We start from the raw sequence: 16027 nt of genomic DNA, 5'->3' as shown, positions 1-16027 counted from the left end.
GATGAACCGAAAAGAAACGATTCAAAAATTAATCGCCGCGGCCAAAGAGGCGCAGCAGGGCGCCTATGTGCCCTACTCCGGCTACGCCGTGGGGGCGGCCCTTCTCGCCGACGACGGCAAGATGTACACGGGCTGCAATATCGAAAATGCGTCCTATACGCCCACGGTCTGCGCTGAGCGGGTGGCCGTATTTAAAGCGATCAGCGAAGGGGCGAAGCGCGTGAAAATTATCGCCGTCGTGGCGGGTGATGACATGGGCTATCCCTGCGGCGTGTGCCGACAGGTGCTTCGGGAATTTGGAGAAGACGCCACGATCGTCGTGGCGAAAGACGAAGAAAACTATCACGTCCATACTCTGGACGAGCTCTTGCCCCACAGCTTCGGGCCGGAAAATGTAAAAGGAGATGTCGATGCATAAATCAGGATTTGTCAGCGTCGTGGGACGGCCCAACGTGGGCAAAAGCACGCTATTAAACAGAATACTAAAGGAAAAACTGTCCATTACCTCGAACAAGGCCCAAACCACGAGAAATAAAATCACCATGATCCACACCGACGATCGGGGCCAGATTGTTTTTCTGGACACGCCGGGCATTCAATCGCCGAAAAATAAATTGGGCGACTACATGCTAAAGACCAGTGTCTCTTCCATGGAAGGGGTGGACGTGATTCTTATGGTAGTGGATATGAGCGACTACCTGGGCCCCAAGGACAAGATGATTCTCGATGCCATGGACAAGGAGGGAAAGGACATTCCGGCGATTCTGGTCATTAATAAGGTGGACATGGCGCCCAGAGACGAAGTGCTCCCCATTATTGCCAAGTTTGCCGCCATGGAACGCTTCGACGACATCGTCCCTGTCTCCGCCTTAAAGGACGAAAATGTGGACCACCTGTTGGATGTGATCTTTGACCACTTGCCGGAAGGGCCCCAATACTTCCCCGAGGACATGATCACCGATCAACCGGAGAAATTTATCGTCGCCGAACTGATTAGGGAAAAGGGACTGTTCTATCTAAGGGACGAAGTGCCTCACGGCCTGGCCGTGTCCATCGACTCCATGAAAGAGCCGGAAGGAAAAGATATCATGGAAATCCAAGCCACCATTTACGTGGAGCGGGATTCCCACAAGGGCATTATTATCGGCAAAGACGGACAGATGCTGAAGCGCATCGGCACCGAGGCTCGAAAAGAAATCGAAGCCTTTTTGTCGGAGCGGGTGAACCTCCGGCTCTGGGTCAAGGTCAGCAAGAACTGGCGTGAAAAAGACGAGAAGGTAAAGGCCTTTGGATACAAAGCGGATTGAGTGTCAAGGGGTAGTTCTCGCATCCATGCCCTTCGGGGAGAGCGACAAAATCATTCGCCTCTACACAGAGCGGGCGGGGAAGCTTTCCGTCTTGGTAAAGGGCGCCAAGTCCCGCCGATCGGCCACCGTGGCTTTAAGCGAGACCTTCACCTTCGGCCTCTACCGCCTCAGTGCGGGAAAGAGCTTTTATTATTTAAACAGCGGAAAGATTTTGCAGGCCAATATGGGGTTGAGAAATGATTACGACGCCCTGGTCTATGCGTCGGCCCTGGTGGAAATCGTGGATAAGAGCAGCGTGGAAGGGGAGGGCACGGCGCGTATCTTTTCCTTGACTCGGAAGGCCCTTCACGAGCTCTCCGTCAGAGAGGCGCCCCTTCCGGTGTTTCTCGGCTTTTTAATCAAGTATTTAAGCTTTATGGGCTATCGGCCCATGATGCCCGAAACCGACGAGGGCTCTTACGTGTTTCTCGCAGACAGCGGCGTGGTGGAAGCCGACGGTGCCGCGGGAGGAACCGCCTTGGACCCGGAGGATATTTACACTTTTCGCCATTTGCTATATACTCCATTGGATAAGATAAATTTATCCCATGTGCTTCCGAGTACATTAGAAAAAATCTATGAGCTGATGAAAGCTTACGCCGTAGATAATTTACAATTGGACAAGATACAATCTCTACAGTTGAGGATGTAGAGGGGAGGAAGAAATGCATTTTCAAGGAATGATACAGAAGTTACAAGAATACTGGAACGAACAAGGCTGCGTGGTCTTGGAACCCTATGATACGGAAAAAGGAGCCGGGACCATGAGCCCCCATACCTTTACGCGCACTTTGGGGCCCGAACCCTGGCGCACCGTGTATGTTGAACCTTCCAGACGGCCGGCGGACGGCCGCTACGGCGACAATCCCAATCGCCTCTACCAACACCATCAACTGCAAGTTATTTTAAAACCGTCCCCCGAAGACGTGCAGGAGCTTTACTTAAAGAGCCTGGAAGTGTTGGGCATCGATCCCTTAAAGCACGACATTCGTTTCGTGGAAGACAACTGGGAATCCCCGACCCTGGGCGCTTGGGGCTTAGGCTGGGAGGTTTGGCTCGACGGCATGGAAATCACACAGTTTACTTACTTCCAACAAGTAGGCGGCATTAACTGTGACTTGGAAAGTGCGGAGCTGACCTACGGCTTGGAACGGATCGCCATGTACTTGCAGGATGTTGACACGGTTTACGACATCGACTGGAACGACCACATTAAATACGGCGACATCTTTAAAAAAGCCGAGTACGAGCATTCGAAGTACAGCTTTGAAATTGCCGACATCGACATGCTGAAACAGCTTTTCGACATGTACGAAAAGGAAGCGACCCGTGTCCTGGATTTAGATCTCGTCTTGCCGGGCTACGATTACGTATTGAAGTGCTCCCACACCTTTAACCTATTGGACGCAAGAGGCGCCATATCCGTTTCTCAACGGGCAGCCTATATTTCCAGAGTACGGAACATGGCTCGTCTGACGGCGCAAAAGTATATTGAACAGAGAGAAGCTATGGGCTACCCGCTGATCAAGAAGGGGGAGGACGATCATGAGTAATCGCGACAATATTTATTTAATTGAAGTGGGTGTGGAGGAATTGCCCTCCTCCTACATTCGCAATGCTTTAAATACATTTAAAGAGCTGGTGGAAACGGCGTTGAACGAAGCGAACCTGGACTTCGATCACATCGCCGCCTATGCCACGCCGCGGCGTCTGAGCCTCATGATTCACGGCATCGACGATGCCCAAGGCGATATCGAGGACTGGGTCAAGGGACCGGCGAAGAAAATCGCTTATAAAGAAGACGGCTCCGTTAACAAGCCCTTGGAAGGCTTTTTACGCAGCCAAAACGTTTCGGAAGAAGATTTGGAAGTGCGCGAGCTCAAGGGCAACGAATACGTCTACGCCCACATTCATAAAAAGGGCGAGGCGGCGGAAGTGATTTTGGCGGAGATTATTCCCGATGCCATCCACCACATTCCCTTCCCGAAAAACATGCGCTGGGGCGGCAAGAACATCCGCTTTGCTCGCCCCATTCGCTGGATCTTATCCATGTTAAACGACCGCGTCGTGCCCTTCGATTTAGAAGGCATCGCCCTGTCCAATGTGACCCGCGGCCATCGCTTCCTGGGCAGCGACCACATCGTCATTAACGACGTGCGGGAATACGAAGAAGCTCTGGAGAAAAATTTCGTCATTCTCGACCAAGAAAAGCGCAAGGAATCTATTCTCTATCAAATTCGCCACATAGCCAAATCCAACGGCGGCGAAATTCATAAAGACGAGGATCTCTTAGAAGAGCTGACCTTTATCGTGGAATACCCCACGGCGATTTTAGGCAATGTTCAGGAAAAATTCCTCTCCCTCCCCGACGTGGTCATTACCACGCCGATGCGGGAACACTTGCGCTACACCCCGGTCTACAGTCCGGAAGGGGAGCTGCTTCCCTACTTCATCACCATTCGCAACGGCAACGAAGACTACGCCGACGTGGTGGCCGAAGGCAACGAAAAAGTATTGGAAGCCCGCCTTGAAGATGCCCGCTTCTTCTTCGATAACGACAGAGAGCGCGCCTTGGAAGATTACGTCGACGCATTGGACGGCATCGTCTTTCAGGAAAAGCTGGGCACCATGGCGGACAAGTCCAAACGCCTGGGAGATCTCGTCGTTCGCATCGGCGAAATTTTAGCCGTAGGCGACAAGACCGTGGAATCGGCAAAGCGGGCATGTTATTTGTCCAAGGCCGATTTAATGACCAATATGGTTCAGGAATTTACGGAGCTCGAAGGCATTATGGGCAGCATCTACGCCACTCTGGACGGGGAAGAAGACGTCGTGGCCGAGGCCATTCGGGAACAATACATGCCCGTATCAAGCGGTGCGGAGCTGCCCGAAACAACCACAGGAACCATCGTTTCTTTGGCCGATAAGTTCGACACGATCTGCGGCCTCTTTGCCATCGGCGAAGTGCCCACCGGCAGCCAAGACCCCTTTGCCCTTCGCAGAAAGGCCATCGGGATCCTGCGCATGATCAACGAAAAGCGCTGGGAATTATCCTTAAGCGACTGCATCGACGCCTCCCTGTTCTCCTTTGTGGATTCCATGGGCCTGGTCTTCGACCGGGAAGACGTGCGGGGACAAATTCTTAAATTCTTCCGCGGCCGCATCGATACCATGCTGGACGACGATGGCATTCGCTACGATATCATCCAAGGCTTAAACGACATCGAAGGGGAAGACAGCCTGCGCGTCTTTGAAAAGGCACAGTCGCTGCAAAACTTCTTCGTGGACGGGGACCGGAAGTCCTTCCTGGAAGCGGTGACCCGCGTGGAAAACATCGCGTCGAAAAACGATCCGGTGGAAGAAGCCGTAAACGAAGAAATCTTAACGGAAGAAGAAAAAGACCTGTACGACAAGGTCGTCGCCTTGGAGCCTGAATTGGACGATGCCTACAGAGCCCGCGACGACGCACGGTATCTGGAGCTGTTAAACAGCTTAACCGATTCCATTCACCAATACTTCGACCGCGTCATGGTTATGGCGGAAGACGAAGCACTCAGAAAAAATCGTTTAGGCTTGATTCAACGAATCGACGCCTTGGTTCAAAGGGAGTTTAACGGAAAACAAATCGTCGAAGGGTAGGTGCCCTGTGAAACTGAGTAAGCGCCAAGAGCAGATTATAAAAATCGTTCGAGAAGAAGGACCCATTATCGGCGACGACATTGCCGGTCTCTTGGACGTGGCGAGAGGCACGATTCGTAATGATTTAAGCGTGCTCACCATGCTCGATTATTTAGACGCCAGACCCAAGGTCGGTTATTATTACAAGGGCGATCCCACCCACCTGAGGATCAGAGAAATATTAGACAGCATGACGGTGGAAGAAATTATGAGCGTCCCCGTGGTGCTGGACGAAAAGGCCAGCGTTTACGACGGTATCTGCATGATTTTTCTCGAAAACATCGGTACGATTTTCGTCACCCGCGACGGTTATCTCGTGGGCTGCGTCTCGCGAAAGGACTTGCTCCGCTCGGCCATCGGCAAGGTGGATCTTGAAAAGACGCCGATTTCGCTTATTATGACCCGCATGCCAAATATAATTTCCGTGGGACCGAAAGACAGCATTTACCAAGCGGCCCGCGCCATCGATCACGGCCAGATCGACGCCCTACCCGTGGTGGAGGGCGAAGAGCATTTGAAGGTGGTAGGCCGATTGACAAAGACCAACATTAACCGATTACTTGTAGATTTAGGGGGAAACGAAGATGACTGATTCCGCATGGGATGATTCGAAACTTATGGTGTATGTCATTAGCGACAGCATCGGCGAAACCGGCGAGCTGATTGCCAAGGCTTCGGTCAGGCAATTTGATACCAATGATTTCGCTATCAAGCGCTTCCCTTACACAAACTCGGTGGAGCAGGTCAAGCCCCTGTTGGAGGATGCGGCCAAGCACAAGCGAGCCTTAGTGGTCTATACCAATGTGGATGAGGATACCCGGGCCTATATGAAACAGAAAGAGCGCGAGCTGAATCTGCATATGGTAGATGTCATGGGCCCGCCAATGGATGAGATCCAATCGATTTTAGGCTACGAGCCCATGCGTCAACCGGGACTCATTCGCCGCCTCGACGACAATTACTTTAAAAAAGTCGAAGCCATTGAATTTGCCGTTCAATACGACGACGGCAAGGACCCTCGCGGCGTGGTCAAGGCGGACATCGTCCTCGTCGGCGTCAGCCGCACGTCCAAGACGCCCCTGTCCATGTACCTTGCCAACAAGCTTTACAAAGTGGCCAATGTGCCCCTGGTGCCGGAAGTGCCCGTGCCCAAGGAGGTCTATCAAAAGGACAAGCGCCGGCTTTTCGGCTTAATCGCCAATTCGGAAAAGCTCTACACCATTCGGGAAGAGCGGCTTCGCGCCTTGGGACTGAACTCCTCGGCGAAGTATGCCAATGTGGACCGCATCAAGGAAGAAGTGGATTATTCCGTGCAGATTATGAAAGACATCGGCTGTACGATTATCGACGTGTCCAATAAGGCCATCGAAGAGACGGCGGAAATTATTAACGACTATATGGTGAGCAGATTTTAGGAGGATCTATGCTGCAACGCGAGCGATGGGAACAAATCGAAGAGGCGATACTGCACGAGAAGGCTTCGCACGCCGCCCGGTCCAGGGGGCGCTTAGTTGAAGAGCCCCCTTGTTCCATGCGCACCTGTTTTCAACGAGACAGGGACCGCATTATCCACTCCAAGGCCTTTCGCCGCCTGAAGCATAAGACCCACGTCTTTGTGGCGCCGGAGGGGGACCACTACCGTACCCGCCTCACCCACACATTGGAAGTGGCGCAGATCGCCCGCACCATGGCCCGAGGCCTGGCGCTAAACGAAGATTTAGTGGAGGCCATCGCCCTGGGACACGACTTGGGCCACACGCCCTTCGGCCACTCCGGGGAAGCGGTGCTGGATCAATTGCATCCTAAGGGCTTCGATCACGCCGCCCACAGCTTGCGGGTAGTGGATCTGCTGGAGTCCAAAGGGGACCGGCCGGGGCTGAATTTAACCTGGGAAGTGAGAGACGGCATCTTACATCATTCCAAGGAACAGGCCGTCAATCCCGTTCACACCCTGGAGGGGCAGATCATAAAATTTGCCGATCGCATCGCCTATTTAAATCACGACATCGACGATGCCATTCGCGCCGGTGTCCTCTCCATGGAAGACATACCGAAAGACATCGTGGCCACCTTGGGAGCGACCCATTCTCAGCGCATTACCTCCATGGTGAAAAGCCTCATCGATGCCAGCGGTGACTTAAATGAAATCACCATGGACCGGGGAATTTACGAGGCCATGTCGGATCTTCGCGCCTTTATGTTTCAGCGGGTGTACTTCAATCCCACGGTCAAGAGCGAAGACGGAAAGGTGGAGCGGCTCATTCGAGATCTCTACGCCTACTTTATGGAAAATCACGAGGCCATACCCGAGGCTCACGTGGCTTTTTCAAAGGCCCACGACATGACGAGTGACGATATGGTCACCGACTACATCGCCGGCATGACCGATCGCTTCGCCATCAACGTATGGAAGGAACTGTTTGTGCCCAAGGATTGGCACAGTCTGTAGAAAGCAGGTGACAATATGGCTTCGATCATCGACGATGAAATTATCCGGCGGGTAAAAGAAGAGAGCGATATTGTCGAATGGATCGGTCGCTACACCAAGCTGGAAAAAAAGGGAAGAAATTATATGGGTCTTTGTCCTTTTCATACGGAAAAGACCCCTTCTTTTTCTGTGCAGCCGGATAAGGGCTACTACCATTGCTTCGGCTGCGGCGCCGGCGGCGACGTGATTAAATTTCTCATGGAAAAAGAGGGCCTGGGCTTTATCGAGGCCGTGGAAAAGCTGGCCGAGGACCTTCACATCGACCTAAAGCCTTCCTTCCGAGACACGGCCGCGGACAAAAAGCGCGAGCGCATGGTGGCCATGAACCGCGAGGCGGCCCTTTATTACATGGAAATTTTAAGCCGCAATCCCTACAGCCTGGACTACTTAAAAAATCGCGGCATCGGACAGGACATGATCCTGGCCTTCGGTTTGGGCTTTGCTCCCGCCGGCGGCGATCAGCTGCTGGGCCACATGAAGGCGAAGGGCTACGACGAAAAGGAGCTTTTCGAAGCGAATCTCCTCTCCTATAACGAGGAGCGCAAGCACTACTACGACCGCTTCAGAAACCGCCTGATCTTTCCCATTATCGACAGAAAATCCCGGGTGGTGGGCTTCGGCGGACGCGTGTTGGACGACAGCCTGCCCAAATACTTAAACTCCTCGGACACCTTGCTCTATAAAAAGAGTCGCGAGCTGTACGGGCTGAATCGCGTGATGAAGATGTCGGACCGGGAGCGCATTCTCCTGGTGGAAGGGTACATGGACGTGATCTCTCTTCACGCGGCGGGCATCGGATATGCCGTGGCGAGCCTGGGCACCTCTCTTACACGGGAGCAGGCCCGCATCATCAAGCGCTACGGCAGGCAGGTATTTATTTGCTACGACGGCGACAAGGCGGGACAGGCGGCCACGGATCGCGCCATCGACGTGTTGTTGGAGGAGGACATTCGCCCCCGCATCATCGTTTTGGAGGGTGGCAAGGACCCGGACGAATACATTCGCGACTACGGCAAAATCGCCTTTGAAGGGAAATTGAATCGCGGCCTTTCCTATGTGGAGTTTCAGGTTCAGAATCTGGAAAAAAATTACCATCTGGAGGACGCCGCCTCTCTGTCGGAATTTTTAAAGGGCGTTACGGGAATTTTATCGAAGGTAAAAAGCCCCGTGGAGCGCGATGTCTTCGCCAAAAAATTTGCGGAGACCTACGGCGTCAGGCCCGAGTCCTTCGAAGCGGAGTTTCGCCGCGGCCAGGCGAGCCGCCCGAAGGAAGTGCGGAAAAAGCCGGAGGCCGATCGTCAGGAAGGATTGTGGCTCAGCCTCTTGCAGTACGGCCTGGAGGACAAAGATTTTTTCGCCATTATCGAAAAGAAGGATCAGTGGAAATACGTGGCGGACGAGAGTGTCGGCCGCATGTTTGCCTATTTGTCGGACCTTTACAGGGAGGACCTGCCGGAGGAAGAGCGAAAGGGCCAATTTTTTGATGCCTATCCCGAGATGAAAGAGCGTTTTTATCGCTCCACAAAGGGTATGGATCTAATACATGCTGAGGCCATAGTCAGCGAGCTTATCGATCGAATTTATTCCGAGGGCCTCAGGCTGCGCAGTCAGAAGTTGTTGCACGACATTGAACATATGGAACAGTCGTCTGAAGGGAACGGGCACGAAAGCCTGTCCGAAAAATTATACGAACTGAATGAGATCAACCGACGTTTACACGAAGTAGAAAAGGGGACGAATCATAGATGACGAACAACTTGGATCACAAGGATCAAATCCACGAATTTGACGAGCATATTTTGGACAAAGATCCCGCCATTGAAAAGTTATTTAAAAAAGGCGTCAAGCACGGCAGCTTAACGGCGCAGGAAGTCGTCGATGCCCTTGACGATATAGACCTGTCCAGCGACGAAATGGACGACATCTATGCGGAGTTTGAAGACCTTGACGTGGAAATTTTAAGAGACGACGAGGATAAAAAGGTCAAGATTGCGGCGAAAAAGAAAAAAGAGGTGCCTGAAATCAAAGGCGGCAGCGTCGACGACCCCGTGCGCATGTACCTGAAGGAGATCGGCAAGATTCCCCTTCTGGAGCCCGACGAAGAGGTGGCCATTGCCAAGCGCATGGAAGAGGGAGACGAGCTGGCCAAGCGTGAGCTGGCTGAGGCGAATTTGCGTCTCGTCGTGAGCATCGCCAAGCGCTACGTGGGCCGGGGCATGAGCTTTTTGGATTTAATTCAAGAGGGCAATTTAGGGCTGATGAAGGCCGTGGATAAATTCGACTACACCAAGGGCTTTAAATTTTCCACCTACGCAACCTGGTGGATTCGCCAAGCCATTACCCGTGCCATTGCCGATCAGGCGCGGACCATTCGTATTCCCGTGCACATGGTGGAAACCATTAACAAGTTGGTGCGCGTGCAAAGGCAATTGGTTCAGGATTTAGGGCGGGATCCCCAACCGGAAGAAATTGCCGAGGAAATGGGCATTACCGTAGACAAAGTGCGCGAGATTCAAAAGATCGCTCAAGAGCCGGTGAGCCTGGAAACGCCCATCGGCGAGGAAGAAGATTCCCACTTGGGAGACTTTATTCCCGACGACGATATTTTATCGCCTCAGGAAGCCGCCACCTTTATTCTCCTAAAGGAACAATTAGGCGACGTGCTCACCACTTTGACGGAAAGAGAAAAACAAGTGCTTACATTGCGCTTCGGCCTGGACGACGGCCGGGCACGCACCTTGGAAGAGGTGGGCAAAGAATTTGACGTCACCCGGGAGCGGATTCGTCAAATCGAAGCGAAGGCTCTGCGCAAATTGCGCCACCCGAGCCGCAGCAAAAAGTTGAAGGACTTTTTGGAATGATTCAATCGTCCAAGCGGCTTCAGGCCGTATTTCATATGATCCCGAAGGTTCAATGCGTGGGAGATATAGGCTGCGATCACGGCTATATCTCCCACGCCCTTTTAGAGGCAAATAGAGCCGAGAAAGTCATCGCCACGGATATTTCCCTACCCAGCTTAAACAAAGCGGCTTCTCTTCTGTCAGGGGCCTTTAAGGGCCGTTTCGAAACCCGCCTCGGCGACGGCTTCGCACCCATTGCTCCCGGCGAAATCCAAGGAGCGATTATTATGGGCATGGGAGGCCTTTTAATTGCGGACATTCTCTCTCGCGGAAAAGGTGTGGCGGATGCCCTGGATTGGTGCATCGTCCAGCCCATGCAGGGAGCGGAGGATTTATTCGACTACATTTCCCGTGGGGGCTTTCAGCTTTTGGAAGCGGATCTCGTGGAAGAGCGTGGCAAATTTTATCCCATGATGAAAATCGCACCGGGTGGATCGGATGCTGTGTCGTGGAAAAATTTTATCGCCTGCGACGATTTTCTTCCCATGGCGGAAAAAGAAAAGGCGCGGCTCGAGGGCGTGGCCCGTGCCGTTGAAGTCAGCGGCAAAAAGGATTTAATCGACAAAGCAAAACGAGATGTGGAAAAGTGGGAGGCGTACATTGAACTGTGTAGAAATCGTAAATAAATTGCGGGCATGGGCGCCGGAAGAGACCCAGGAACCCTGGGACGCCAGCGGTTGGCAGATCAAACTCACGGACCGCGAGGTGACCAATGTGGTAGTGGTCATGGACGTCACCCCCGAGGTGGTGGATCTCGCCGAGAAAGTGGGCGCGGAATTGATTTTAACCCACCATCCCTTTTTCTTCGGCGGCCTTTCCCATGTGGCGGAAGAAAATACCAAGGGCGCCATGGTGGTGGATTTAATTCGCCGGGGCATCTCCGTCTACTCCGCCCACACCAATATGGACAAAGCCAAGGGCGGCGTGAACGATCAATGGATCGGCAAGCTGGGCCTCGAAAACGTCCGCGTCCTTTCGGAAGAAGACGAGCTGGGCATTCTGGGCGAGGCCCGTTTAACCCTGCCGGAGCTTGCGGCGATTTTTAAAGAAGAAGGCATCGAAAACGTGCGAGGCTACGGCAGAAAAAAAGACGCGGTCTCCACCATCGCCTTCGTCGGCGGAAGCGGTGCCGATTACATCGACGAGGCGGCCCTTCGAGGAGCCGACGTGCTCATCACCGGGGATGTTAAGCATCACGACGGCCAGCATGCCTACGAAATCGGCCTCATGGTTTTGGACATCGGCCACTTCCACAGCGAAAAGGCCATCTTAATGGCCATGGCGGAGTGGGTGGAAGAAATCTCCGGCGCTCGGGCCCACGTTATGATGAATTCGCCCTTTGTCTTTGAACTGAAGGGATAAATGTGGTAAAATAATTCGTCGAGTACGTCAGTTAACTGCGCGCATGCGAGGAAAGTCCGTGCTCCACAGAGCGAGGATGCCGGATAACGTCCGGTAGGGGCGACCCTAAGGCTAGTGCAACAGAGAGATACCGCCTGCAAAGGTAAGGGTGGAAAGGCGAGGTAAGAGCTCACCAGCGCACAGGCGACTGTGCGGCTATGTAAACCCCATTCGGAGCAAGACCAAAGAGGAACAAAGGCGGCTGCTCGTCGCCTCCGGTAGGTAGGTCGCTAGAGCTTTCCGGCGACGGAAAGACCAGACAGATAGTTAACCGATACAGAACACGGCTTACAGACGTAGTCGATGAGAGCGGGGGAGACCCCGCTTTTTTCATACAAAAAATTCACAAACACTGGTACAATATGGGTGTCGAATAATTTTAAGAAAAGGAATTGCGATGAAAAAATTTGTATCCCTTGTTCTGGCGGCCCTTCTGCTTTTAAGCGGCTGTGTGGCGGCACAAAAGCCAGAGCCGGCGGCGAAAAGGGCGGAGCCTGCGAAGGTGGTGAATCTCGTCGCCTTCGGCGACTACATGGTGCACCGACCGCAGATCAATGCAGCGAAGACGGCAGACGGCTTCGACTTCACCGGCGACTTTCAGTACCTGAAGCCCTATATCGAGGGAGCCGACGTGGCCATGATCAATCTTGAAACCACATTGACCGACGGGGCGAAGGGTTATACCACCTTTCCCATGTTTGCATCGCCTATAGAAATCGCCCGGGACTTAAAGACCGTGGGCTTTGACGTGGTGGCCACGGCGAACAACCACGCCTACGACACCTTCGGCCCGGGAGTGGAGACCACCTACCGCGCCCTAACCGATGCGGGGATGGATGTGGTGGGCACCGGCGAAAATAAGGCGGAGCCCTTGATCAAAAACGTGAACGGCATGAAGATCGGCTTCCTCGCCTACACCTACGGCCTCAACGGAAACGACGGCGTCTTGAAAAACAGCGAGAAGCCCGAAGCCGTGGCCGTCTATTCCGAAGAAAAGGCGGATGAAGACATCAAGGCATTAAAGGCGGCTGGCGTCGATGCCATCGTCTGCTTTATGCACTGGGGCGTGGAGTATGTGAAGGAGCCAACGGCGGAGCAGAAGAAGCAGGCGGCCTACCTGGCGAAAAAGGGCGTGGACATTATTTTCGGAAGCCATCCCCACGTGCCTCTGGGAATCGACAATATCGTAAACGGCGACAGGCGCACCTTCGTCGCCTACTCTATGGGCAATTTCGTTTCCAATCAGCGGCGTGAGTACATGAACACCTCTCGGGTGGAAACGGGGCAAATGGTGCGGGCTCAGCTGACGAAGGATGAAAAGGGCACTCGCGTCAGTGCCTTTCTGCCCGATGCGCTCTACGTGGACAAGTATTGGGGCGACCGGCTGCACTTCGACGTCTTGCCTGCAGAGGCCGTATTAAGCGGTGAGACCCCCTGTCCCCGAGCAGAACAGGTAAAGGGACGATTGGAAGAAACATTGAGCGCCCATAGGGAGCGCGTGGATCCGAATTCTGTTTTATTGTTTGAGGAGGAGAAGTAGTGATGAAAAAGAAAAGAGCCCTTGTAGCCCTGACGCTGGCCGCACTGACATTGGTCATTCAAAGCCCGGCCGCTTACGCCGCCCGCTTTAAGGACGTGGGCACGAACCACTGGGCCTATAGCTATATTTCCGAAATGGCGGACAGAAAAGTTTTAAGCGGCTATCCCGACGGCACCTTTAAGCCCGATAACTACGTCACGTTGCCGGAAATTTTTCTTTTAATCAAAGGCGTGAAACAGCCCTCGGAATCTGCGCTCTCACAAGCCAAGCTTTCCTATGGCGATTTGGCCCGAGCCTGCCACGTGCCCGATTGGGCGGTGGAAAGCGCCGCCTACGCCATGGACCGAGGCATTATAACGCCAAAGCAATTGAAAGCGGCACAGGCCGCCGGCCAATTTAAGACGAAAGGAATAACGTACCCTGCCCGCAAAGAAGTGGCCGCCTATTATGCCAGGGCCTTAAACCTTAAGGGTATGAAGGATCACTCCGATCTGAAGGTGAAAGACCTGGCTCAAATAGGCACCGTATCCAACGAGATCGACGTGCAAATTCCCGCAGCCGACTACGTGGCCGCTTTGGTAAAAGAAGGGGTGCTCGCCGCCGAGGGCAGCGACGGATACTTCCGAGGGGACCGTCCCGTGCGCCGCTCGGAAATGGCAAAGATTTCAAAAAAAGCCGGAGACTATGCGCCGACGGCACAGGCAACGGAAGACGTGGTTATGTATACGAAAGAGGGCTGCAAATATTGCGTTATGGCGAAAACCATGTTCAGGGATAAACTTCACCGTCCCTTTGTTGAAAAGGACATTTCCAAGGATCCGGAAGCTCTTCACGAATTTAAGGAAAAGGGCTACAGCTTTGTGCCGGTGATCATTTCAGACGGAAAGGTCGTCGAGGGCTACAAACCCGACGAGATCATGGCTCTATTTGACAATCCTATTAAATAACAGAGTCCCTACGGTAACCGTAGGGATTTTTTCATGGCGATTTGTTAAAATAAACGAAGACATTTTTTACGGAAAGGATTTGAAATGAAACAATTCAAACAATGGGTGGCCCTGATCTTAATGATCGCCATGCTTATGACGCCGGGGGCGGCCTTTGCCGCAGAGCCGCCGGCCATCAGCGCACAGGGCGCCGTCGTTATGGACTACGACACGGGGCAGGTGCTTTACGAAAAAAATTCGGACAAGGCCTATTCCGCCGCTTCCATGACCAAGGTCATGACGGCCTATATTATACTGGACGCCATTAAGAGCGGCGAGGTGAGCTGGGACGCGGTGATCCCCATTTCGGACAACGCCCGCACCCAATCGCCCTGGGACAAGACGCCCTTCGACGAAGCGGAGCGGCTGGGGGATCTCTTCGAGCCCTTTTTAATTCGCAGCAACAATCAAATGGGCATCGCCATGGCGGAATACCTGGGCGGCGGCAGCGAGGACCGTTTTGCCGAGCGCATGAACGAAAAGGCGAGGGCTTTGGGGATCGATGCCCAATACACCGAGGCCAACGGCCTGAAGCCCAACCGCGTCACGCCCAGGGCCCAAGCCCTCTTGACCCGATCCATTATTCGCGATTACCCGGAGATTTTAAACACCACGTCGAAGCATCAGACCATGTTTAAAAACGAGGTCTATCGATCCACCAATCTGTTTTATCGAAAGTTTCGCAATTTTAACGGGATCAACGGCTTTAAGACGGGCACGGCATCCTATTCCGGCCAATGCCTGACGACGACCTACACGAAAAAAGGCCGTCACCTGATTTCCGTGGTTATGGGTTCCAAGGGAAAAGACGCTCGCTACCACGACACCATGGCCATTTTAAATTACGCCACGAGGGATTACTCCACCTCAAACTGGGCCAAGCATGTGCCGGCGAGGGCCGAGCGAGCGGGAATCAACACCGCCCTTTATCGAGGCCTGAAGAGCTTCCAAGGACGGGAGCACATGAGCCGCGGGGAATTTACCCTTTTAATGAGTCTGGCCCTGCATTTGCCCATGGAAAGTAATGTCACGGGCTTTAACGACGTGGCCCCCGATGCCTACTACACCAAGGCCATTGCCGCGGCCAAGGAGGCGGGACTCATCGACGGCTACGGCGACGGCACCTTCCGCCCGGATAAGCTGGTGAGCAGGGAAGAGATGGCGAAAATTATTTACGTCGCCATGAAGTACGACGACGGCAACGCCCGCCTGCCCTACAAGGATAGCGGGAAGATTCATCCCGTCTTTCGTCCCGCCGTGGCGAGCTTGACGAAGCGCGGTATCTTACACGGCAAGGGCGGCAATCTCTTCGACCCCAAGGGCACGGCAAGCAGAGAAGAAGCCACTCAAATGATGCTGAATTTAAAAAATCAATTAAATTAAACGGACAATCAAAAAAGAAATGAGAAAAGCCTCTGCATGCGTAGGAAACGACTGCAGAGGCTTTTTCTTTATTTTGAAAGAGTCCTCAAAAAGCCGCGCGGAAGAAATAATTTAAATGAGCTAGAACATAAGAATAAAAAGGCAGTAGAAGGCAAAAATAAAAGAAAAGAGAAAGAATATCAAAATAACAGTTGATAATTACTATCAGCGTGATATAATTTCGAATTAGAAGATCACTTTGATCATGACAACTTTGGATTAGGTCTGCTATGGAAAAATACATAGATTTGATGCGGACAAAGGGG

General features: G+C 53.0%; 15 protein-coding genes and 1 other RNA gene. All 16 read left to right on the top strand.

The features are described from left to right. Window position 1 precedes the first annotated feature (1 nt). Window positions 2-418, top strand: a complete 417-nt coding sequence (locus BQ7397_RS07130; RefSeq protein WP_077075417.1) for a cytidine deaminase — start codon at window positions 2-4, stop codon at window positions 416-418. Next, window positions 405-1307: a GTPase Era gene (gene era, locus BQ7397_RS07125; protein ID WP_077075416.1), complete on the top strand. Its 903-nt coding sequence runs from the start codon at window positions 405-407 to the stop codon at window positions 1305-1307. The genes BQ7397_RS07130 and era overlap by 14 nt, the downstream gene beginning before the upstream one ends. Continuing rightward, window positions 1288-1998, top strand: coding sequence for a DNA repair protein RecO (gene recO / locus BQ7397_RS07120; protein WP_144019989.1), 711 nt, complete (start codon window positions 1288-1290; stop codon window positions 1996-1998). Before era ends, recO begins: the two co-directional genes overlap by 20 nt. A gap of 13 nt (window positions 1999-2011) precedes the next feature. After that, on the top strand, window positions 2012-2899 hold the full coding sequence (gene glyQ / locus BQ7397_RS07115) for a glycine--tRNA ligase subunit alpha (RefSeq protein WP_077075414.1): 888 nt from the start codon (window positions 2012-2014) through the stop codon (window positions 2897-2899). Then, a complete protein-coding gene (gene glyS, locus BQ7397_RS07110) occupies window positions 2892-4985 on the top strand; it encodes a glycine--tRNA ligase subunit beta (protein ID WP_077075413.1) in 2094 nt (697 codons plus the stop codon). Before glyQ ends, glyS begins: the two co-directional genes overlap by 8 nt. Before the next feature lie 7 nt (window positions 4986-4992). Then, window positions 4993-5616 (top strand): transcriptional regulator CcpN, encoded by a 624-nt coding sequence (locus tag BQ7397_RS07105; RefSeq protein ID WP_077075412.1) that lies wholly within the window; start codon window positions 4993-4995, stop codon window positions 5614-5616. After that, window positions 5609-6439: a pyruvate, water dikinase regulatory protein gene (locus tag BQ7397_RS07100; RefSeq protein ID WP_077075411.1), complete on the top strand. Its 831-nt coding sequence runs from the start codon at window positions 5609-5611 to the stop codon at window positions 6437-6439. The genes BQ7397_RS07105 and BQ7397_RS07100 overlap by 8 nt, the downstream gene beginning before the upstream one ends. An 8-nt stretch (window positions 6440-6447) precedes the next feature. Beyond that, window positions 6448-7473, top strand: a complete 1026-nt coding sequence (locus BQ7397_RS07095) for a deoxyguanosinetriphosphate triphosphohydrolase (RefSeq protein ID WP_077075410.1) — start codon at window positions 6448-6450, stop codon at window positions 7471-7473. Window positions 7474-7488: 15 nt separating this feature from the next. After that, window positions 7489-9261, top strand: coding sequence for a DNA primase (gene dnaG / locus BQ7397_RS07090; protein ID WP_077075409.1), 1773 nt, complete (start codon window positions 7489-7491; stop codon window positions 9259-9261). Continuing rightward, window positions 9258-10373 (top strand): RNA polymerase sigma factor RpoD, encoded by a 1116-nt coding sequence (rpoD, locus tag BQ7397_RS07085; protein ID WP_077075408.1) that lies wholly within the window; start codon window positions 9258-9260, stop codon window positions 10371-10373. The genes dnaG and rpoD overlap by 4 nt, the downstream gene beginning before the upstream one ends. Further along, window positions 10370-11038 carry a class I SAM-dependent methyltransferase gene (locus BQ7397_RS07080; protein WP_077075407.1) on the top strand — a complete coding sequence of 223 codons (669 nt, stop codon included), beginning with the start codon at window positions 10370-10372 and terminating at the stop codon, window positions 11036-11038. The genes rpoD and BQ7397_RS07080 overlap by 4 nt, the downstream gene beginning before the upstream one ends. Continuing rightward, the gene (locus BQ7397_RS07075; RefSeq protein WP_077075406.1) at window positions 11013-11774 is read left to right on the top strand and encodes a Nif3-like dinuclear metal center hexameric protein; all 762 of its coding nucleotides are present in this window, start codon (window positions 11013-11015) and stop codon (window positions 11772-11774) included. Before BQ7397_RS07080 ends, BQ7397_RS07075 begins: the two co-directional genes overlap by 26 nt. A gap of 19 nt (window positions 11775-11793) precedes the next feature. Further along, window positions 11794-12120, top strand: an RNA gene (gene rnpB, locus BQ7397_RS07070) — RNase P RNA component class A. Window positions 12121-12210: 90 nt separating this feature from the next. Continuing rightward, window positions 12211-13353: a CapA family protein gene (locus BQ7397_RS07065; protein WP_077075405.1), complete on the top strand. Its 1143-nt coding sequence runs from the start codon at window positions 12211-12213 to the stop codon at window positions 13351-13353. Between the two features lie 2 nt (window positions 13354-13355). Next, window positions 13356-14300 (top strand): S-layer homology domain-containing protein, encoded by a 945-nt coding sequence (locus BQ7397_RS07060; protein ID WP_077075404.1) that lies wholly within the window; start codon window positions 13356-13358, stop codon window positions 14298-14300. 84 nt (window positions 14301-14384) lie between these two features. Further along, the gene (locus BQ7397_RS07055; protein ID WP_077075403.1) at window positions 14385-15722 is read left to right on the top strand and encodes an S-layer homology domain-containing protein; all 1338 of its coding nucleotides are present in this window, start codon (window positions 14385-14387) and stop codon (window positions 15720-15722) included. The last annotated feature ends 305 nt before the right edge of the window (window positions 15723-16027 follow it).

It is taken from the genome of Aedoeadaptatus urinae (assembly GCF_900155585.1).
GTDB classification, from domain to species: domain Bacteria; phylum Bacillota; class Clostridia; order Tissierellales; family Peptoniphilaceae; genus Aedoeadaptatus; species Aedoeadaptatus urinae.
The sequence above is the reverse complement of the archived record's forward strand: the minus strand, read 5'-3'. Positions and strand labels throughout refer to the sequence as shown.